This is a genomic window from Sphingobium sp. (assembly GCF_049304695.1).
GTDB lineage: Bacteria > Pseudomonadota > Alphaproteobacteria > Sphingomonadales > Sphingomonadaceae > Sphingobium.
In genome coordinates this window covers 118,137-136,367 of record NZ_JBAQOK010000040.1, presented here as the reverse complement: position 1 = coordinate 136,367, position 18,231 = coordinate 118,137, and the positions used below count along the sequence as shown (strand labels likewise).

Below are 18,231 nucleotides of genomic sequence, written 5' to 3'. Positions count from 1 at the left end.
TCCAGACTATCAGGGCATGATGCACGGCGACACCCCGCTTTCCGCCCCCGTTCCTCCGCCCGCCTATGCGTTGCAGGGCCATGGTCTTGTCAAGACATTCGGCAGCTTTCGCGCAGTCGATGGGGTCGATATCGCGGTGCCTGCCGGGACCATCTATGGCGTGCTTGGTCCCAATGGCGCGGGCAAGACGACGTTGCTGCGCACATTGTTGGGCATCATCGACCCGGATGAGGGGCATCGCACATTGCTGGGCGAGGAAGCGCCGCTGCGCATGGCGCGGCAGGTCGGCTATCTGCCCGAAGAGCGCGGGCTTTATCCGTCGATGAAGGCGTTTGAGGCGATCGCCTTCATGGGTGCGTTGCGGGGATTGCCGTTGAAGCAGGGGCGCGTGCGGGCGCGGGAAATGCTGGAGGCGCATGGCATGGGCGCGGCGATGGACAAGCCGATCCGCCAGCTGTCCAAGGGCATGGCGCAGACGGTCCAGCTGTTCGGCACCATCATCCACAAGCCGCGCCTGATCGTGCTGGACGAACCTTTTTCCGGGCTGGACGCGATCAATCAGGAAAAGCTGGAGGCGTTGATCCGGGAACAGGCGGCGCAGGGCGTCACTATCCTGTTTTCCACCCATGTCATCGCTCATGCCGAACGATTGTGCGAGCGCATCGCCATCGTCGCGGGCGGGCGCATCCGGTTCGAGGGCACCGTGGGCGACGCGCGCGACCAGTTGCGTCCGCAGGTCCGGCTGCGCACCCGCGCGGTCGAGGGGGCGTGGCGGCGCGCGCTGCCCGCCGACGCGATGGCGGACGATGGCGCATGGCATTTCGCCTTGCCCGATGGCGGGATCGAGCCGCTGTTGCGCATGCTGCTGGACGACAATGCGGGGATAGAAAGCCTGTCGATCGAGCGGCCCGGCCTGCATGACGCGTTCGTCGCGATCGCGGGCGCAGCGGCGGCGCAGCAGATGCGCGACGACGCGCAGCGGGCGGCAAACGCATGAGGGAGATCGCCCGCGCCGCGCTGGTCATCGCCCGGCGGGATTTTACCGCCGTCGTGCTGTCACGCACGTTCATTCTGTTCCTGCTCGGCCCGATGCTGCCGATAGTGATCGGCATGGTTTTTGCCGGATTCACCGAAAAGATTTCCACCACCGACCTGCGCCCGGTCGTCGGCGTCGCGATGAGTCAAAGCGAGACGGCGCGGATGATACAGGCGCATGACCGGCTGACCGATCGGATGGGACCAAAGGCGCTGCCCAGCCTGCGCGCCGTGCCGATGACGCCCGCCCCGCGCGCACAGTTGGCGAAGTCCGATTCGACGGTCGTTGCGATCCTGTCGGGATCGGTCGCGCATCCTGTGCTGACCGGCAAGGGGGAGGATCTGGATGCCTTGCAGGGCGATCTCAGCCTGATCGCCAGCGCGGCGCAGGCCGAACGCACGCTGCGCCTGATCAAGGTGCAGCGGCAGGAGGTCGCCACGAGCCTCGGCGCACAGTCGCAGGCGCGGCTTCAGATCGGGCGGGTGGCGCAGATCGTCATGTTCTTCCTCACCATATTGCTGGCGGGCATGATCCTGTCCAATCTGGTCGAGGAGAAGACGAACAAGATCATCGAGATATTGGCCGCCGCCGTGCCGATCGACGCGATTTTCCTGGGCAAGCTGATGGCGATGCTGGCGATGAGTTTCGTGGGTATCGCCTTTTGGGGCGGTACAGCGTTCGTCATCTTCCTGGCGCTCAACAGTGGCGCGCCGCCCATGCCCGCGCCTGCGGTTGGGTGGCCGATCTTCCTGATCCTGGGGATCGTCTATTTCGCCATGGCTTACACGCTGCTGGGGTCGCTGTTTCTGGGCATCGGCGCGCAGGCGGCGACGGTACGCGAAGTGCAGACGCTCAATATGCCCGTCACCATGGGGCAGATGATGATCTTCTTCTTCGCCAGCTATGCCATCGACCATATGGGCAAGGCGCCGGAGATCGCGGCGGCGATCTTTCCGTTCAGTTCGCCCTTCACCATGATCGCGCGGGCGGCGCAGGATGGCGCGATCTGGCCGCATCTGGTGGCGATCATATGGCAGGCGGCGTTCGTTGCGCTGATTATCCGGGTCGGCGTGCTGCTGTTCCGCCGCCATGTCATGCAATCGGGCGGATCATGGTGGAAGAAGCTGTTCAGGACTACGACAGGCTAGACCGGATAGGACAGGCACATGAACAGACGGCAGATCCTGACAGGTGCGGCGACCGGCGTGGTGGCACTGACCTTCTGGCGCATGAGCGTCGACGAGGCTGACGCGGCCTATCCCTTCGCGTTGAGTGACGCGCAGTGGCGCAAGAAGCTGTCGCCGCTGGCCTATAATGTGCTGCGTAAAGAGGCGACTGAGCAGCCCTTTACCAGCCCGCTGAACAAGGAACATCGCGCCGGGACATTCACCTGCGCCGGGTGTGCGCAAAAGCTGTTCAGTTCCAAGACCAAGTTCGATAGCGGCACGGGTTGGCCGAGTTTCTGGGCGCCGTTGCCCAAGGCGGTGGGCATGTCGCGCGATGTGACATTGGGCTATGCGCGCGATGAAGTGCATTGCGCACGCTGCGGCGGGCATCTGGGCCATGTGTTCGACGACGGGCCGAAGCCGACGGGCAAACGTTACTGCATGAACGGCGTGGCGATGGGATTCACGCCCGGCTGATCGTCAGCGCTTGATGGCGTAGATGCGCAGAGGTCCCTTGACTGGCAGCGGTTGCAGCCAGTCGGGCACGGCGCCCTTTGCCAGCATTCCGGCCAGCCCGTTGCGGTTTTCCTCGCCATAGAGGCGGAACTCGTTCAGTTCTTCGCAGGTCACGAGATAGCGCGCACTGGTCCGCGCGATGACGGTGCGGGCGCGGTCGGGCGGGGCGACGAAACCTTCAATGACGGCGGTGATGCCAGCAGCATTGCGGTGATGCGCAGTGCCGATGACCGCGTGGCGCGTCTGGACGAGGATGTCGGGGCCAAGGTCGAGCGGCGCGAACAGCGTTGCCGGTGGCAGTTTCGTGAGGGGCGACAGCACCTTTGCCGAGCGGCAATTGACGCCGGCCTTGTTCGCTGGTTCAGGTTTGGCAGCGATAGCGACCGAGAGCGCGCACAGGCCAGCCGGGGTCAACACGACCAGCGACACCGATCCGACGATGCGGAACAGCGCCCGGCTTGATGCCTGCACCCGTTTGAATAGCGCGCTGAACAGCCACGCGATGCCGGGCAGTGCGAAGACATGGGCGACGGACAATGCGCGCATGAGTATCAGCGCGACGCCAGTCGATCCGGCCAGTAACAGTGCGAGTATCAGCCAGCGCGCCCGATCTCCCGGTTTTGCGGCGTGGGCGGCAAGCAGGGTTGCGGCAAGGCCGACCAGCGGGGGCAACAGGATGACGCCGCGCATCGACAGGCTCTGTTCCCAGATCGGGCGACCCTCCATCACCTGAAGATACCAGAGCTTATAGGCGAGCTGGCCGAGCGCAGCGAAGGGATCGCCCGACAGGCACGGTCCGCCGGTAGCGAGGAAGGTGATGAGTGCCGCCCCGCCGCCGATGGCCGCGATCAGGAACCGGCGCGCGCGGTTGTGCGTGCCGATCAGGTGGGTGGCCAACGGTATGGCGAGCGCAAGCGCGACCAGCGGCCAGAGATAGACATAGGAGAGCGCATCGCACTGGCGCACCCAGATCGCCTGCGGTCCGCGCAACGCGATCAGCAACGGCAGTGCGCCGCCGCCCAGCGTGGCAGCGAACGCGACGAAGCGCGGCGTTTCGTCGCGATCCAGCCAATGGCGCAGGGCGAAGGTGGCGGTGAACAAGGCTGCGTAGGGCAGGCCTTCGCTGGAAATCAGCAGCCAGATCGCCAGTGCCAGCGCGGCGATGATCCCACCGCGCACGGTTCGCCGATCGAACGCGCCGCACAGCGCGATCGCGGCCATGGCGATCTGCCAGCCATGATGGTCGATCCGCAGGGGCGTGAACTGGACGAGGATGGATGGGGCCGTCACCAGCAAAGCGACGGAAAGTAGAGCGATGAATGGCCCGGCGATGCGGCGGGCGGCGATGAACAGGGCCGCGACGAGACCACCGAGCAGCAGCAGCGGCACGATGGCGCAAGCCACGACCTGCGCCATCGCCATGCCGATCAGTGGGCGCAGCAGCAGGATGATCGCGGCGATCGGCATATCGACGATGCGCGACCAGTGCATGGGACCGCCGACGGGCGGGTTCACGCGATGCTGGCTGACGTCCCAGAAGGGCTGGCCACCGATCCAGTCGCGCACCTGCGTCAGGCGCATGGCGTCGTCGGGATCGCGAAAGGCGAGTATGTTCAGGTCGGCACGGAACAGCCATAGCATCGCGGCGCAGCAAAGCATCCAGGCGGCAGCGGCCCAGAGAGCCGCGCGCCGGAGGTCAGGCGCGGGCGAAGATGCCATATTTGCGAATTGCATAGACGGTAAGGAAGCTGACAGGGACAGAGAGCAATTTGGCGGTCGCGGGTGCGATGCCGTTGATGCTCAGCCCGCCGACAATTCCCAGAGTGAGGACCATACCAAATAGCGCACTGGCAATGAAGGCAGCGCGCTGGGCGTGGGTCGGTGATGATCCATATTCCCTATTTATATCAAATACATAGTGGACGCTTATTGTCCAGTGGACCAGCAACCCGCCCGCATAACCGCCAAAGGCCGCGACGAGCGGCGGCGCGCCCAGATGGTCGAGCATCAGGAACAGCGCCATGTCGCTGGACAGCGCGCAGATGCTGGCCAGCAGATAGCGGGCGAAGGTCAGCCGCGCGACCAGCAGCGCCAGCATGCGGACGCGCGCAGGCATGTGATCAGGCCGCTTTCTGATGAGACGGCAGGCGCGATGGTACGTCGCGCATGCTGTTCAGCGCGGCCTGTGCGTCGGCATCCTGCCCTTCATTACCGGCTTCATGATATTCGGCATCTTCGTTGACCTGCCACACGTCATGGACACGCGCGCCCGCGGCGATGTTGCGCACGGTCAGCATCGCCGTCATCATCGCATGATCCTGATTATTATAGCGGTGCATGCCGTTGCGGCCGACCAGATGCAGCGTTGGATAGCGCGCCTCCAGTTCCGACCGCATCGCCAGCACATTGGCGGCATAATCATCGTCATAGACCGGATAGGCCTTTTCCTGCCGTACGACGGCGCCGCCCACGACATCGTCGGGTTTGCACAGGCCCAGTATCGCCATTTCCTTCGTCGCCAGCGCGATCAGGTCCGTGTCGGATGCGGACCACAGGCCGTCGCCTTCGAAACAGAAATATTCCAGACCTACGCAGGCCAGTGTCGGGTCCGGCACCATTTCTGGCGACCAGCTGCGGAAATTCTGGATGCGACCGACCTGCACCTTGCTGTCGTGGATATAGATCCAGTTGTCGGGGAAAATGTCCTGCCCCTTCACCATCAGCGCCACGGTCAGGAAGTCGCGATATTTAAGGTCCATCGCCTGCGGCAAGGACGTCGGCAGCGGGTGGATGCGGCCTGCCAGTTCGCGCATCGGTGCGGAGGATATGACGTGGGCAGCGTTCAGCACGACGTCGCCATCCGGTCCCTGCGCCACCACGCGCCAGTGGCCGGTTGCCTGATCCTGTGACAATTGTTTGAGGCCATGGGCCATCAGCACGCTGTTGCCGCCAGCAACCACATGGTCGCGCGCCTTTTCCCACATCATGCCGGGGCCAAGGCGGGGATAGCGGAATGTTTCCAGCAGCGTCTTGGTCGCCATGCCGTCATTGGGTTTTTTATTGAGGCCAAGCGAACGTTTCAGCCCATCGACCACTGCGCCCCACAGCGACAGCCCCTTGATCCGCTGCGCCGCCCAGTCGGCGGACATTTCATCGCAGGGCATGCCCCACACTTTTTCCGTGTAGGTTTTGAAGAAGATCGAGAAGAGTTTGTGGCCAAAGGCGTTGACGGTCCAGTCCTGAAAGGAGCGCACCTTGCGGTTGGGGAAGAGTTTCGCCTTGGCGAAGCTGGCCATGCACAGCGTCGAGCGCCAGATGCCCAGATTCCATAGCGCTTCGAAGGCGCGCAGCGGGTAGCTGTAGAATTTGCCTTCGTAATAGATGCGGCTCATCCGGGGGCGCTGGATGAAATCGTCGGGCAGTATCTCGTTCCACAGATCCACGACCTGCTGCGATTTGGAGAAGAAGCGGTGGCCGCCAATGTCGAAGCGGAAGCCGTCCAGTTCGACCGTGCGGCTGATGCCGCCGACATAGACCGGGTCTTTTTCGATGACGGTGACGCTATAGCCCTGCTTTGTGAGCAGATAGGCGGCGGTCAGCCCGGCCGGGCCAGCCCCGATGATGGCGACGTCCACGCTTTGGTCGGCACGCAGCATGGCAACAACTTCCCCTGGATGGTCATTCGTGATCCTGGGAGTGAAGGAAATCTTCTAAGGAGTGGTTAACGGTCGGTAAGGAAGAAGGGCCATCCCACGGATGTGGAACGGCCCTGTGCCAAATCCCCTTGCAGGGAGGTTTCGTGTCAGCCCTGACGCTGGGCCAAGGCGTTGAGGTCGTTGCGCGCGCTGTCGATCGCTTCGCCAAAACAGGTGCGATAATCGTCGGTGGCGGGCAGAACCGACCCGTTGACGAAGCCGCATACCTGCTTGGCCGCGCGGGTCACGCGGGAATCGGCGCGGCGAAGGCCGTGCGTGCTGGCGAGGTTGAGGTCGTTCAACGACACGGCGATGGCGCGGGTTTCTGTGCCCATCTTGCCATCGACGATGACGTCCATGTCGTTATTGCCAGCGCTGGCCATGCCGGGCAGCGCAAGGGCGATCGTGGCGGCAAGGGCCGCCAGTGTCTTTCTGGTCATCCTGTTTCTCCTGTCGAACATATTTTTGTCTTATGCGCCCAACGCCTGACGTGGGTCTTGGGTCCACGCCTAAATAGGCCTGTCCGGTGATATTGAAAAGAGGCCAGTTGGCAGAAACTGGCAGAAAAGCGTTATTTTGCGGGTGCGAAGGCTTTGGTTCGCACCCGCAAGACGGGTCAATGACGGAAGTGGCGCATGCCGGTGAACACCATGGCGAGGCCCGCTTCGTCGGCGGCGGCAATCACTTCGTCGTCGCGGATCGAGCCGCCCGGCTGGATGACGGCCGTCGCGCCCGCCTCCACCGCCGCCAGCAGGCCGTCGGCGAAGGGGAAGAAAGCGTCCGACGCAACCGCCGAGCCGATGGTGCGGGGTTCGGCCCAGCCTGCCTTTTCGGCAGCATCCTTGGCCTTCCACGCGGCGATGCGAGCGGATTCAAGCCGGTTCATCTGGCCAGCGCCCACGCCCGCCGTGCTGCCGCCGCGCGCATAGACGATGGCGTTGGACTTCACATGCTTGGCGACGGTCCAGGCGAATAGGCAGTCGTTGAGTTCCTGCTCCGTCGGCGCGCGCTTCGTCACGACTTTCAGCGCGTCGCGCGACACATGGCCATTGTCGCGGCTCTGCACCAGCAGACCGCCAGCGATCGTCTTGATTTGCAGGCCGGGGCGCGTTGGATCGGGCAGGTCGCCGGTCAGCAGCAGGCGCAGATTCTTTTTCTTGGCAAAGATGGCGCGGGCCGCTTCGTCGGCGTCGGGCGCGGCGACGACTTCGGTGAAGATGCCGCTGATCGCTTCGGCGGTCGGGCCATCAAGCGGGCGGTTGACGGCGATGATGCCGCCGAATGCCGACACGGAGTCGCAGGCGAGCGCGGCCTCATAGGCTTCGATCAGCGTCGCGCCGGTGGCGACGCCACAGGGGTTGGCATGCTTGACGATGACAACGGTGGGCGGGCCATCGCGAAATTCGCTGACCAGTTCGAGCGCGGCGTCGGCATCGTTGTAATTATTGTAGCTCAGTTCCTTGCCCTGAACCTGTTTGGCCTGCGCAATGCCATTGGCCGATGGGCTGGTGGGCAGATAGAGGGCAGCGGACTGGTGCGGGTTTTCGCCGTAGCGCAGCGTGGTGGACAGGCTGCTCGCCACGGCCAGCGTTTCGGGGAAGGTGACGCCCTGATCGGCGAAGGCGAACCAGCTTGCGATCATCGAATCATAGGCGGCGGTCGCGGCATAAGCCTTTGCCGCGAGCATCCGGCGGAAGTCGTAGCTGGTCGCCCCGCCCTTTTCCGCCATTTCCGCGATCAGGCGGGCATAGTCGGCAGGATCGGTGACGATCGCCACGCTTTCGTGATTTTTGGCAGCGGAGCGGACCATCGACGGGCCGCCAATGTCGATATTCTCGATGATTTCCTCACGCTCTGCGCCTTTCGCCACGGTCGCGGCGAAGGGGTAGAGGTTGACCACGACCAGATCGATCGCGCCGATGGCGTGTTCGTCCATCGATGCGACATGGTCAGGATTGTTGCGCACGGCGAGCAGGCCGCCATGGACTTTCGGATGCAGCGTCTTGACGCGGCCGTCCATCATTTCGGGGAAGCCGGTGAGATCGGAAATATCCTTCACCACCAGCCCGGCGTCGCGCAGCGCCTTTGCCGTGCCGCCGGTCGACACCAGTTCGACGCCATGCTCACCCAGCGCACGGCCCAGATCGATGAGGCCCGACTTGTCCGACACGGACAGAAGGGCGCGCTTGATGGTGACGTCGGTCATGATGAGTGGCTTTCTGGTTGCAGGCAGGCTTTGCGCCGGTCCCATAGGGCGGGACGGGGCAAAAATACAGTGCGTCTATGGTCGCAGGGCGAAGTTCACGATGTCGTCAGATACATTCGGGCCGATGCGCCGGTGAAGCGACGACGATGCGACGGTGAGGCGACCCGCAGGCGACAGTCGGGTCACGCTTGCGTGACGGCGGCGCGCCAATGAGGTCAGTGCGACGCGACAGGGAGGCGACGGGGACGCGTCGGTTGTGGGCGAGCGGTTGTGAGAGGTAGCGGACTGTTCCATCGATCAGGGTAGAACAGAGAAAATCCTACATTGGAAGGGTGCGATGGGGGAAGTCGCGGGACGGCTATCTTTGGCGCTATCTCTTCGTCATCCCAGCGTAGGCTGGGATCTCTCTTCTTCCAGCGAAGCGATTGAAAGAAAAGTGGGATGCCAGCAGTCGCTGGCATGACGGTGAATTGTTGATCGGCTTAGTTTTTACACGGAGGCGCGGAGAATTGATGTCTTAGATGTCGTGTGTTGAGGAAATATCAGGAGATGGGTTCCCGCCTGCGCGGGAATGACGATGTTTTTTGCTTAGGCGGCCCGTTCAGACCGATCCGCGTTTGCCCAATATGGGTGGGGTTTCGTGGGCCATCTGGTCTTCGATGAAGGGGAGCAGGATGCTTTGCACGCCTGCGACGCCGATCACCTTGACGGTCAGGTTGCCGGGGATGTCGCTCGGCCAATATTTCATGTGGACCGCGAAGGTGGTCGGATCCGCCTCGATCAGATGCTGGCGCAGGCGGCCGGCGGCTTTTTCGGATTTGCCGACATAGAGGCAGCGGCTGCCCAGGCATCCCTTGCGCTTGTTGACGCGGGCGAAGGCGCGGCGGTCGGCTACGGGGAGGGTCTTGTTGCGGGCCTTGTTGCCGTCGACCACTGCATAGACGCGCTCCAGCGGCACGTCTTCGTCGAAGCCGATCGCGTAGACGGCCAGATGCTTCTTGCCCAGACGCTGCGCAATGGCGTCGCAATGCGCCTCCATCCGATCGGTGCCGATGTCGGCCATGGGGATGACCCATTCGACGGGATCGATGAGCGTGCCTTCGTCCAGACGGTCGGCCAGATCGCGCAGCGACGCAGATGTGCGGGCGAGAAGATCGGGCAGATCGGACTGGTCGTTGGGGACCAGCGATGGCGTTTCCAGCGAGGCGGCTTCGTTATCGTGCAAAATCATGTCCTTGTTGGGATGTTCATCATGGCCGGGGCACATGGTCGGTTGAGCGGGTTTAGCCGACCCGCTTGAACAGCCAGCCGATGGTCGACCCGCCGGGCAAAGCCTCCGCCGTGACCACGAGCTGATGGGTGGGATGAGGGCGGCCATCGCCATCGACCCACAGGCTGTCTTCGACGCTCAGCACGCCGGTGCCGGTGCGGAATTGCCAGAGCGCGCCAAGGTCGATGCGCAGCAGCGCGCCCTGGCTGTCGGCAGTCAGCGTCGGTTCGACGCCGGGGGCGAGGTGGAAGCGTAGCAGGACCGGCAGTTTGGAGGGTTTGCGGCGGCGTTCGGCGGGGGTGAGCATGTCTTCGCCCCGCACTTCCTTGCCATCGCCGCTGACCATCAGCAGGCGGCGGTGCATATAGCCCATGCGGCGGACATAGCCGTCATGCGACAGGTCCACCCGGCTGCCATTGTCGAGTTCCTGCCGGTTGAGTTCGACTTCGGTCACGCCCTTGCCCAGCGTGCCGTCGGGCATCAGCGCCGTGCTGTTGCAATCGTTGAGGATGAGCGTGCTGTGCGCGGCGGTGGTGCGCAGACCCTGCGCCAGATCGTCGGGAATCCATGCGCCCACAAGGCCAGCGCCGCCGCAATTGACGACCAGCCGGTGCGATCCGTCGCTGATTTCGATGGCACCGGTGGAGGCGCAGCCTGCGTCGGCGAGGCGCGCGACGGGCGGCGGGGCGGCGTCGATCTGCACCACGGTGGTGCCTGCGGCGATGCGTTGATAGCCCCAGTCGCGCGCGGCGCGCAGCGGGCGGGCGCGAACGCGGCTGGCGGCGATGATCGCGTTGACGGTGGCCGGGTCGATCGCCCCTGCCCCCTGCCAGCTTCCCAGACCGCCGTCGCCATGGGTAAGGCCGAGCAGCGCGGGGACGATGCGGGCGAGCGCTTCGTTGAGGAAGGCGGGGGCCTGTTCGCGGCGCACGCTGTAGACGGCGTTGAGCATCGCGAGCAGCATCACCGATTCAAGCTGCGCCAGCGGGGAGCGCGAGACGATGCCGCCATCGGGATGGAAGCCGCTGTCGAGCGCGCGTTTGAGGCCCGCTTCGCCGAAGATCTTGCGCGCGGTGCCGCCCGGGATCAGCATCGAGGCAGCGACGATGGCGCACCATGCGGTCAGGCGCGGCAGGCCCATGGGTGCCTTGTCGGCGCTGCGGTCCAAATGGCGGGCGGTGCGCGCGATGCAGTTGAGGACCAGCGAGCGATAGACAAGATCGCTGGACGAAAGGATGAGCGGCGCGTGCGCGGTCCAGAACAGCAGCCGCCAGCCCGCATTGTCGGCGCGCCATGCCGGTTCGCTGGGCGTTTCATGATGGGCGGCGAGCCATTTGCGCATCACGCCTTCGGCAATCGGCGCGGCCTGTTCGCGCGTGGCGGCGCTGGCGAGGTCGCGCAGCCAGCGGAAGCTGTGCAGATAATCGGCGAAGGCGGGATCGAGGTCCAGCCGGGTGAAGTCGAGCGTATCGACGATCTGCTTGCGGCCACGGAACAGGAAATAGCCTGCGCGGATTGCCTGACCCGCGCTCGCGTTGCCAGGGATTTCGTCGTCGGGGACGGCGAGCAGCTTGAGGGGATATTTGCCCTTGAGCTTACGGCCGTGGATCGGCGTCTTCCAGCTCAAGAGATAGAAATGATTGGCGATTTTCTGCGCGAGCGAGAGTCCCTTGTCATCCGCGACGCGGATGAGGCGCTTGCCCTGTTCGATGCCGTCGTCCACCGGGCTATCGACCGGCGGGGCGGAACGGGAGGAGATACGCCTGGACTCGTTCACCCGCCCCGCAAAGTCCTGATATTATCGGCATAGGCGGTCGGCCCGCCCCGGAAGGTGGCCGTTCCCGCGACCAGCACGTCCGCGCCCGCGTCGATGGCTTTGGGCGCGGTGGTGAAGTCGATGCCGCCATCGACCTGCAACCGGATGTCGCGACCCGACTTGTCGATCATCTTGCGGATCGCTTCGATCTTGCGCAACTGATTGTCGATGAAACTCTGACCACCGAAGCCGGGATTGACGCTCATGACCAATATGAGGTCGAGGTCGTCGATCAGATAGTCGAGCATCTTGGCAGGAGTGCCGGGGTTGAGCACCACGCCCGCCTGCACGCCCAGCGATTTGATATGCTGGATCGAGCGGTGAATGTGGGGGCCAGCCTCCGGATGAACGGTGATGATGTCTGCGCCTGCCTGCGCAAAGGCGTCGAGATATAGGTCCACCGGCGAGATCATCAGATGGACGTCGAACGGCTTGGTCGTGTGCGGGCGCAAAGCCTTTACCACGGCGGGGCCGATCGTGATGTTCGGCACGAAATGGCCGTCCATGACGTCGATATGGATCCAGTCGGCGCCCGCAGCGTCGATGGCGCGCACCTCCTCACCCAGACGGGCGAAGTCGGCGGACAGGATGGATGGCGAGATGAAAATCGAACGGGTCATTAACCGTTCGCCTTAGCTATGCCACGGTCCAAGGGCAACGGCGTTTTGGCGCGGGCGGCGATCTTTATCAGGGGCGGGCAGAAACGGCGTTACAGCATCACGAAAACCGTGGGGTCGAGACGACGGGAGCCGGTCGTTCCCCTCGGCAGCAACTGCTTGACGCCGTGCAGGCCGATCGTGTCGCCATCATTGTTCAGCACCGGAGCGGCGATCAGGCGCATGGCGCATCTCCCCTGCCCATCAGCCTGATGTATATCGACGTCGAGCGTGAAGCCGCGTTTGTGACGGATGGCATAGGCGCGCAATCGCTCCATCGCGTCGCGCGAGTCCGGGGCATAGAGCGAGGCGGACAGGGTGCGCGGCACGTCGCTGTCGCGTTCCAGCCCGAAAATATCATAGGCGCCCGCCGTCCAGCGCAAACTATTGTCCGTCAGGTCACAATGCCACAGGCCAAGGCCGCGCTCCGCCAGCGCTGCGTCGTTACGCGCGATGCTGTTGTCCAATATGACTGGCGAAAGATGCGCATGTAGTTCGTACAGCGGCCAGCTATGATGGAGGGGCAAAGGCTCGATTGGACGCACGACACTCCTTTCAGTCTTGAAGCGCAGCCTATCCTACCGAAAGTTAAGGTTTAATGTGTCTTTTTTGACAGGCGTGCGATAAAAAATCCGTCCGCGCCGCCCTGACCCGCGAGCGTGTCCGGCAGCGTACGGATGACGCCTTGTTCAGTGGGGATGATGCCAGTCGGCAATTCATCGCCGCGCACGGGATCGAGCGCCATGTCGGGACGATCGGCGAGCAGGCGGGCGACCTGATCCTCCCCCTCCGCCCGTTCGAGCGAGCAGGTCGCATAGATGATGCGCCCGCCCGGTTTCAGCCAGTCCACCGCGCGGGCCAGCAGCGCGGTCTGCATCTCCGCCAGTTCGGCGATCTGGCGCGCGCCGATGCGGTGCAGCACGTCGGGATGGCGGCGATAAATGCCGGTGGCCGAACAGGGCGCGTCGAGCAGGATGGCATCGACTGGCGCGTCCGGTTCCCAACTGCGCAGGTCGGCGGCGACGACATCGGCCGCCAGTGTCGTGCGGGCGAGATTTTCGGTCAGTCTTTCGAGCCGCTTTTTCGACTGGTCGATGGCGGTGACGCGCCATCCGGCGGCGGCAAGCTGCATCGTCTTGCCACCGGGCGCGGCGCACAGGTCGAGCGCGTGGCGGCTTGTCCCCTGCCCCAGCAGCCGCGCGGCGCAGGATGCGGCGATGTCCTGCACCCACCATGCGCCGTCGGCAAAGCCGGGCAGGTCGGGGATCGCGACGCCATCGGGCAGGCGGACATGGCCGGGGGCGAAGCTGACGCCGAGGAGTTTTTCGATCCATTCGTCCGTCTGGGCGGGATCGCGCAGGCTGAGGTCCACGGGCGGGCGTATGGCATAGGCCTGCGCCGCTGCCTGCACCATGTCCGCGCCCCATTGGTCGGTCCAGCGGGCGGCGACTTCGGCGGGAAGCGTCGGAGGATTGGGCAACACAGGCTCCGCGCGCGTCACCGTGCCGAACACGCCATGGACCAGCTTGCGCGGGCCACCATCGACCAGCGGCAGCGCGGTGGCGATGGCAGCGTGCGGTGCGGTGCCAAGCACCAGCGCCTGTACCAGCGCGATGCGCAGCACCATGCGCGCCTTCGCATCGTCGGGCAGGATCTGCGCCGTTGCGCCGTCGATCAGCGCATCGAGATCAGGCAGATGGCGCAGCACTTCGGCAGCGATGGCATGGACGAGCGCACGGTCGGCGCGATCGGCCAGCCCCTGCGACGCGCCATGCAGCGCGAGTTCGAGCGGCTCACCCCGGCGCAGCACGGCATCGAGCAGGCGGAGGGCGGAGCGACGGGCGGGCAGGCCGGGGACATCATCGGGGCGGTTGGTGGAGCGACGGGACATGCGGACGGCCCCTACGCGCTTTCCTGCCGCAGGTCATCTGTGAAGTCTGGCATTACAGGAAATGCGTGGCGAGAAGCCCGATTGCGAAGAACAGGGCGATCCAGAAAGCGATGCCCGTCCATAGCGCCAGCCAGTCGGAGCCGCGCGGTTTTGGCTTTGCCCCCTTTGGCACCATGCGCAGGGAGGAAGGGATGCGCTTGCGTCCCAGCGTGAGGACAGCGATGACGCGTCGCCCGACGCCGTGGAAAAAGCGGGCGGTATATCGTGAAAATATATGTTGGGCGGCCATATCGACCATGAAACCGCCAGCATGCCGGACGACGACACCCAAAACTTCGCCAACGGCATCGTCGATCGACATCAGCGGCCGTGAGGGTCGAGCGCGCTGCGGGTGCGCGGGCGATCCGCATGGCGCGGGGCCGGGATGGGCGAGAGCGCCGATGCGCGGGCGGGCGTGGGCGATGCGGCCGACAGGGCGGGCGCGCCCATCGCCATGGCCATATCCTCCAGTGCGGCGATGCGCTTGTCGGTGGCCGGGTGGGTGGAGAAGAGTTCGCTGACATGGGTCGGCACGATGTAAAGCTGGGCGGCGGCGGGGTTGCGCTGGGCGACCGGATTGGGAATGGCCTGCGCGCCGCCCGCGATCTTGGCGAGGGCGGAGGCCAGCGCGCGCGGATTGCCGCTGATCTGTGCGCCTGCTGCGTCCGCGCCATATTCGCGCGTGCGGCTGATCGCCATCTGCACGATCATCGCGGCGAAGGGGGCGACGATCACCGCCATCAGGCTGGCGATCATATTGCCATGGCCGTTTTCATTATTGCCGCCGCGAAAGAACAGGCCGAAATTGGCAAGCATCGCAATCGCCCCGGCAATGGTGGCGACCATCGTCATGACCAGCGTGTCACGATTTTTCACATGGGCCAGTTCATGCGCCATCACGCCTGCAATCTCGTCCCGGTTCAGCACCGACAACAGGCCGGTGGTCGCGGCGACAGCGGCATGTTCGGGATTGCGCCCGGTGGCAAAGGCGTTGGGCGCGGCCTGATCAATCAGATAGACGCGCGGCATCGGCAGCCCGGCGTTGCGCGCCAGTTCCTGCACCAGTCCGTAAAATTCGGGCGCGCTCTGGGCATCGACTTCGCGCGCGTCGTGCATGGACAGCACGATGCGATCCGCGTTCCAGAAAGTGAAGAGGTTCATGCCAGCCGCGACCAGCAAGGCAATGATCGCGCCACCGCCGCCGCCCAGCGTATAGCCCAATGCCATGAACAGCGCGGTGAGCGCCGCCAGCAACATCGTCGTCCTTAGTCCACTCACTTGCGCTTGGCTCCCTACCTGCCCAGATAGCGTGTAAGATATGGGGTGGCGCGAGCGACCCTGCAATCGTCATGATCCACAATCGAAAGGCGTCCGATGGGACATTATAATGGCAAGCGTCCGGCCCATGTGCAACCGCCCGCGCATCTGTCCAAAAGCCCGCCGGTGCCCGCGCCCGACCCGATCGACGCGCCGCCGCGCGATCAGGAAACGCTAAGCCCGGTTCGCTATGGCGACTGGGAACGCAAGGGTATCGCCATCGACTTTTGAACCATTGCGCCATGCGGAGCGGCGCAGACGATGCTCCGACATATTCTCGGCTCGCCGCCAATTTCGCACGCTTTCCGATGGTCCGTGCGCGCAGCGCGAGGGATCGCGCCTGCTTCTCTGGCCTATCCGCCCCGGCTGCGTGCAGGACCAGCAGCCATAAGGAGAATGGGGCGTGGGGATACATCTTGTTTCGGATACGGATATGAAACCGGTTTCAGGCTATGCACCGGAAGACGCTGCATTATTGTGCGGCGTGGGGCGGCTGGTCTGCGCCTGGACGGTGCTGGAGCAAAGCCTGGAGGCCAAGATCGGGCAGTTGCGCGAAGCGATGGGCGACATACGAACGGTGGGCGCGCGCACGCGGCCCACGATGGCCAAGTTGATGACCGAATTACGCACGATGGTGGCGATGCGGGACCGGCGCAATGCAGCGGCGCTAACCGAAATCGCCGACATCGAACGCGACATGCAGCGTATCGACCGGTTTCGTGCGCTGATCATCCAGGGCTTTCATCAGCCCCAACCGGGCGGATTCACCTGTCGCGACCATAGAAATACCCATCAGTTCGTAACACTTGAGCAACTCGATCGCGAGATAAGCGCTTTGGAAACGGTCGCGGAGCGATTGCTGGCGGTATAAGCGGCCTGTATCATCCGGGCGGACCGTAAATCGTTACGCATGCTTGACGTTGTTCGCATCTGCGGCAAACAAGCATGACGCGGGGCCAAGGGGATACACACTTTGAACAAACCGATTCGCAAAGCCATTTTTCCTGTCGCGGGCCTGGGCACGCGATTTCTGCCTGCCACCAAGGCAGTGCCCAAGGAATTGCTGCCGGTGGTCGATCGTCCGCTGATCCAATATGCGGTCGACGAAGCGCGCGAGGCCGGGATTGAGCAGATGATCTTCGTCACCGGGCGCGGTAAGGGCGCGATCGAAGATTATTTCGACATGGCCTATGAGTGCGAGGCGACGCTGCGCGAGCGGGGCAAGGACATGTCGGCGCTGGACGGCACGCGCCTGACGCCCGGCGACGCGGTGTTCCTGCGCCAGCAGGAGCCGCTGGGCTTGGGCCATGCGATCTGGTGCGCGCGCGACATCATCGGCGACGAACCCTTCGCCATCCTGCTGCCCGACGAATTTATGAAGGGCACGCCGGGCAATGGCTGCATGAAGCAGATGGTCGACGCCTACACCAAAGTCGGCGGCAATCTGGTCTGCGCGCTGGAAATCCCGATGGACCAGACGCCCAGCTATGGCGTGATCGATCCGGGCGCGCGCGATGGCGCGTTGACCGAAGTGAAGGGGCTGGTCGAAAAGCCCGCCGCCGGGACCGCGCCGTCCAACCTGATTTTGCCGGGGCGCTACATCCTGCAACCCGATGTCATGACAATATTGGCGACGCAGGAAAAGGGCGCGGGTGGCGAAATCCAGCTTACCGATGCGATGGCGGCACTGATCGGTCGCCAGCCTTTCCATGGCGTGACGTTCGATGGCCGCCGGTTCGATTGCGGGTCGAAGGCGGGCTATATCGAGGCGAATCTGGCGCTGGCCATGGAGCGCGAGGATATTGGTGCGCATATCCGGGCGTTCGCAACGGAAGAATTGGCGCGGTCACTCTAAATCCTCCCCTGAAAAGGGGAGGTGGATGGCCGCAGGCCAGACGGAGGGGTGTCCACCTATCGAGAGGGTGACACCCCTCCACCACTTCGTGGTCCCCCTCCCCTTTCAAGGGGAGAATGTTCAAAAAAGGCGGCCTTCCGGGATGGAAGCCGCCTTTTTTGTTAGTTTGTCTTAGCCGATCAGAACGGCACTTCGTCGTCCAGGTCGTTGTCGAAATTGGGGCCGCCTGCGCTGCCGCGACCGCCGCCCGATGCGCTGCCGCCCGAGCGTCCACCGCCGAAGCCGCCGCCGCTGTTGCCGCCGCCGAAATCGTCATAGCCGCCTGAAGACGCGCCCCAGTCGCTGACGCCCTGCTGCGAACGGCCACCGCCGCCGCCCTGACCGCCGCCACCCGGCGCGCCGTCCAGCATGGTCAGCACAGCGCCTGGACCTGACAGCGCGACTTCGGTCGTGTAGCGGTCGTTGCCCGACTGGTCTTGCCATTTACGCGTGCGCAACTGGCCCTCGATATAAATCTTGCTGCCCTTGCGCAGGAAGCGTTCGGCCACGCCGACCAGACCTTCGCCATTGATGACGACATTATGCCATTCGGTGCGCTCTTTCTTTTCGCCCGATGCGCGGTCCTTCCAGCTTTCGGACGTGGCGATGCGCAGATTGCATATCTTGCCGCCATTCTGGAAGCTCTTGACCTCCGGGTCCGCGCCCAGATTGCCGACCAGAATGACCTTGTTGACAGACCCTGCCATGATTCCTCCGAAACTCTTGAAG

General features: G+C 64.1%; 19 protein-coding genes. 6 read left to right on the top strand and 13 right to left on the bottom strand.

Annotation, left to right across the window (positions count from 1 at the left end; all coding sequences use genetic code 11):
* The first annotated feature begins 19 nt into the window (after positions 1 to 19).
* The 3 genes from WA070_RS06085 to msrB are packed head-to-tail and all read left to right on the top strand — an operon-like array spanning position 20 to position 2,679.
* Positions 20 to 997: an ABC transporter ATP-binding protein gene (locus WA070_RS06085; protein ID WP_422633245.1), complete on the top strand. Its 978-nt coding sequence runs from the start codon at positions 20 to 22 to the stop codon at positions 995 to 997.
* On the top strand, positions 994 to 2,184 hold the full coding sequence (locus WA070_RS06080; RefSeq protein ID WP_422633226.1) for an ABC transporter permease: 1,191 nt from the start codon (positions 994 to 996) through the stop codon (positions 2,182 to 2,184). The genes WA070_RS06085 and WA070_RS06080 overlap by 4 nt, the downstream gene beginning before the upstream one ends.
* 18 nt (positions 2,185 to 2,202) lie before the next feature.
* On the top strand, positions 2,203 to 2,679 hold the full coding sequence (gene msrB / locus WA070_RS06075) for a peptide-methionine (R)-S-oxide reductase MsrB (RefSeq protein WP_422633225.1): 477 nt from the start codon (positions 2,203 to 2,205) through the stop codon (positions 2,677 to 2,679).
* 3 nt (positions 2,680 to 2,682) lie between these two features.
* Here msrB and WA070_RS06070 read toward each other — a convergent pair whose 3' ends face one another.
* From WA070_RS06070 to htpX, 12 genes are all read right to left on the bottom strand, one after another.
* The gene (locus tag WA070_RS06070) at positions 2,683 to 4,437 is read right to left on the bottom strand and encodes a hypothetical protein (RefSeq protein WP_422633224.1); all 1,755 of its coding nucleotides are present in this window, start codon (positions 4,435 to 4,437) and stop codon (positions 2,683 to 2,685) included.
* Positions 4,415 to 4,834 carry a GtrA family protein gene (locus tag WA070_RS06065; protein WP_422633223.1) on the bottom strand — a complete coding sequence of 140 codons (420 nt, stop codon included), beginning with the start codon at positions 4,832 to 4,834 and terminating at the stop codon, positions 4,415 to 4,417. Before WA070_RS06065 ends, WA070_RS06070 begins: the two co-directional genes overlap by 23 nt.
* A gap of 4 nt (positions 4,835 to 4,838) precedes the next feature.
* A complete protein-coding gene (locus tag WA070_RS06060; RefSeq protein WP_422633222.1) occupies positions 4,839 to 6,374 on the bottom strand; it encodes an NAD(P)/FAD-dependent oxidoreductase in 1,536 nt (511 codons plus the stop codon).
* A 146-nt stretch (positions 6,375 to 6,520) separates the two neighbouring features.
* The gene (locus WA070_RS06055; protein WP_422633221.1) at positions 6,521 to 6,853 is read right to left on the bottom strand and encodes a UrcA family protein; all 333 of its coding nucleotides are present in this window, start codon (positions 6,851 to 6,853) and stop codon (positions 6,521 to 6,523) included.
* A 176-nt stretch (positions 6,854 to 7,029) separates the two neighbouring features.
* Positions 7,030 to 8,619: a bifunctional phosphoribosylaminoimidazolecarboxamide formyltransferase/IMP cyclohydrolase gene (gene purH, locus WA070_RS06050; protein ID WP_422633220.1), complete on the bottom strand. Its 1,590-nt coding sequence runs from the start codon at positions 8,617 to 8,619 to the stop codon at positions 7,030 to 7,032.
* 601 nt (positions 8,620 to 9,220) lie between these two features.
* Positions 9,221 to 9,844 (bottom strand): hypothetical protein, encoded by a 624-nt coding sequence (locus WA070_RS06045; protein ID WP_422633219.1) that lies wholly within the window; start codon positions 9,842 to 9,844, stop codon positions 9,221 to 9,223.
* Positions 9,845 to 9,902: 58 nt separating this feature from the next.
* Complete coding sequence (locus tag WA070_RS06040; RefSeq protein ID WP_422633218.1) at positions 9,903 to 11,666, bottom strand: heparinase II/III family protein; 1,764 nt, start codon at positions 11,664 to 11,666, stop codon at positions 9,903 to 9,905.
* Entirely contained in the window at positions 11,663 to 12,325 is a 663-nt protein-coding gene (gene rpe / locus WA070_RS06035) for a ribulose-phosphate 3-epimerase (protein ID WP_422633217.1), read from the bottom strand. The genes WA070_RS06040 and rpe overlap by 4 nt, the downstream gene beginning before the upstream one ends.
* An 89-nt stretch (positions 12,326 to 12,414) precedes the next feature.
* The gene (locus WA070_RS06030) at positions 12,415 to 12,906 is read right to left on the bottom strand and encodes a diguanylate cyclase (RefSeq protein ID WP_422633216.1); all 492 of its coding nucleotides are present in this window, start codon (positions 12,904 to 12,906) and stop codon (positions 12,415 to 12,417) included.
* Between the two features lie 50 nt (positions 12,907 to 12,956).
* A complete protein-coding gene (locus WA070_RS06025; RefSeq protein ID WP_422633215.1) occupies positions 12,957 to 14,252 on the bottom strand; it encodes an RsmB/NOP family class I SAM-dependent RNA methyltransferase in 1,296 nt (431 codons plus the stop codon).
* A gap of 52 nt (positions 14,253 to 14,304) precedes the next feature.
* On the bottom strand, positions 14,305 to 14,613 hold the full coding sequence (locus tag WA070_RS06020) for a hypothetical protein (protein WP_422633214.1): 309 nt from the start codon (positions 14,611 to 14,613) through the stop codon (positions 14,305 to 14,307).
* Complete coding sequence (htpX, locus tag WA070_RS06015; protein ID WP_422633213.1) at positions 14,613 to 15,569, bottom strand: zinc metalloprotease HtpX; 957 nt, start codon at positions 15,567 to 15,569, stop codon at positions 14,613 to 14,615. Before htpX ends, WA070_RS06020 begins: the two co-directional genes overlap by 1 nt.
* 96 nt (positions 15,570 to 15,665) lie before the next feature.
* Here htpX and WA070_RS06010 point away from each other — a divergent pair, with 96 nt between their 5' ends.
* The 3 genes from WA070_RS06010 (at position 15,666) to WA070_RS06000 (ending at position 17,463) form a co-directional block, all read left to right on the top strand.
* Entirely contained in the window at positions 15,666 to 15,839 is a 174-nt protein-coding gene (locus WA070_RS06010) for a DUF1674 domain-containing protein (protein WP_422633212.1), read from the top strand.
* A gap of 202 nt (positions 15,840 to 16,041) precedes the next feature.
* The gene (locus WA070_RS06005; RefSeq protein ID WP_422633211.1) at positions 16,042 to 16,479 is read left to right on the top strand and encodes a hypothetical protein; all 438 of its coding nucleotides are present in this window, start codon (positions 16,042 to 16,044) and stop codon (positions 16,477 to 16,479) included.
* Between the two features lie 102 nt (positions 16,480 to 16,581).
* Entirely contained in the window at positions 16,582 to 17,463 is an 882-nt protein-coding gene (locus WA070_RS06000; RefSeq protein ID WP_422633210.1) for a UTP--glucose-1-phosphate uridylyltransferase, read from the top strand.
* 179 nt (positions 17,464 to 17,642) lie between these two features.
* Here WA070_RS06000 and ssb read toward each other — a convergent pair whose 3' ends face one another.
* Positions 17,643 to 18,209 carry a single-stranded DNA-binding protein gene (ssb, locus tag WA070_RS05995; protein ID WP_422633209.1) on the bottom strand — a complete coding sequence of 189 codons (567 nt, stop codon included), beginning with the start codon at positions 18,207 to 18,209 and terminating at the stop codon, positions 17,643 to 17,645.
* Positions 18,210 to 18,231: the final 22 nt, after the last annotated feature.

Excerpts from the sequence above, each read along its gene's own strand:
- WA070_RS06085 (WP_422633245.1), top strand. The coding sequence starts at position 20 with ATGCACGGCGACACCCCGCTTTCCGCCCCCGTTCCTCCGCCCGCCTAT.
- WA070_RS06080 (WP_422633226.1), top strand. The coding sequence starts at position 994 with ATGAGGGAGATCGCCCGCGCCGCGCTGGTCATCGCCCGGCGGGATTTT.
- msrB (WP_422633225.1), top strand. The coding sequence starts at position 2,203 with ATGAACAGACGGCAGATCCTGACAGGTGCGGCGACCGGCGTGGTGGCA.
- WA070_RS06070 (WP_422633224.1), bottom strand. The coding sequence starts at position 4,437 with ATGGCATCTTCGCCCGCGCCTGACCTCCGGCGCGCGGCTCTCTGGGCC.
- WA070_RS06065 (WP_422633223.1), bottom strand. The coding sequence starts at position 4,834 with ATGCCTGCGCGCGTCCGCATGCTGGCGCTGCTGGTCGCGCGGCTGACC.
- WA070_RS06060 (WP_422633222.1), bottom strand. The coding sequence starts at position 6,374 with ATGCTGCGTGCCGACCAAAGCGTGGACGTCGCCATCATCGGGGCTGGC.
- WA070_RS06055 (WP_422633221.1), bottom strand. The coding sequence starts at position 6,853 with ATGACCAGAAAGACACTGGCGGCCCTTGCCGCCACGATCGCCCTTGCG.
- purH (WP_422633220.1), bottom strand. The coding sequence starts at position 8,619 with ATGACCGACGTCACCATCAAGCGCGCCCTTCTGTCCGTGTCGGACAAG.
- rpe (WP_422633217.1), bottom strand. The coding sequence starts at position 12,325 with ATGACCCGTTCGATTTTCATCTCGCCATCCATCCTGTCCGCCGACTTC.
- WA070_RS06025 (WP_422633215.1), bottom strand. The coding sequence starts at position 14,252 with ATGTCCCGTCGCTCCACCAACCGCCCCGATGATGTCCCCGGCCTGCCC.
- WA070_RS06020 (WP_422633214.1), bottom strand. The coding sequence starts at position 14,613 with ATGTCGATCGACGATGCCGTTGGCGAAGTTTTGGGTGTCGTCGTCCGG.
- WA070_RS06010 (WP_422633212.1), top strand. The coding sequence starts at position 15,666 with ATGGGACATTATAATGGCAAGCGTCCGGCCCATGTGCAACCGCCCGCG.
- WA070_RS06005 (WP_422633211.1), top strand. The coding sequence starts at position 16,042 with ATGAAACCGGTTTCAGGCTATGCACCGGAAGACGCTGCATTATTGTGC.
- ssb (WP_422633209.1), bottom strand. The coding sequence starts at position 18,209 with ATGGCAGGGTCTGTCAACAAGGTCATTCTGGTCGGCAATCTGGGCGCG.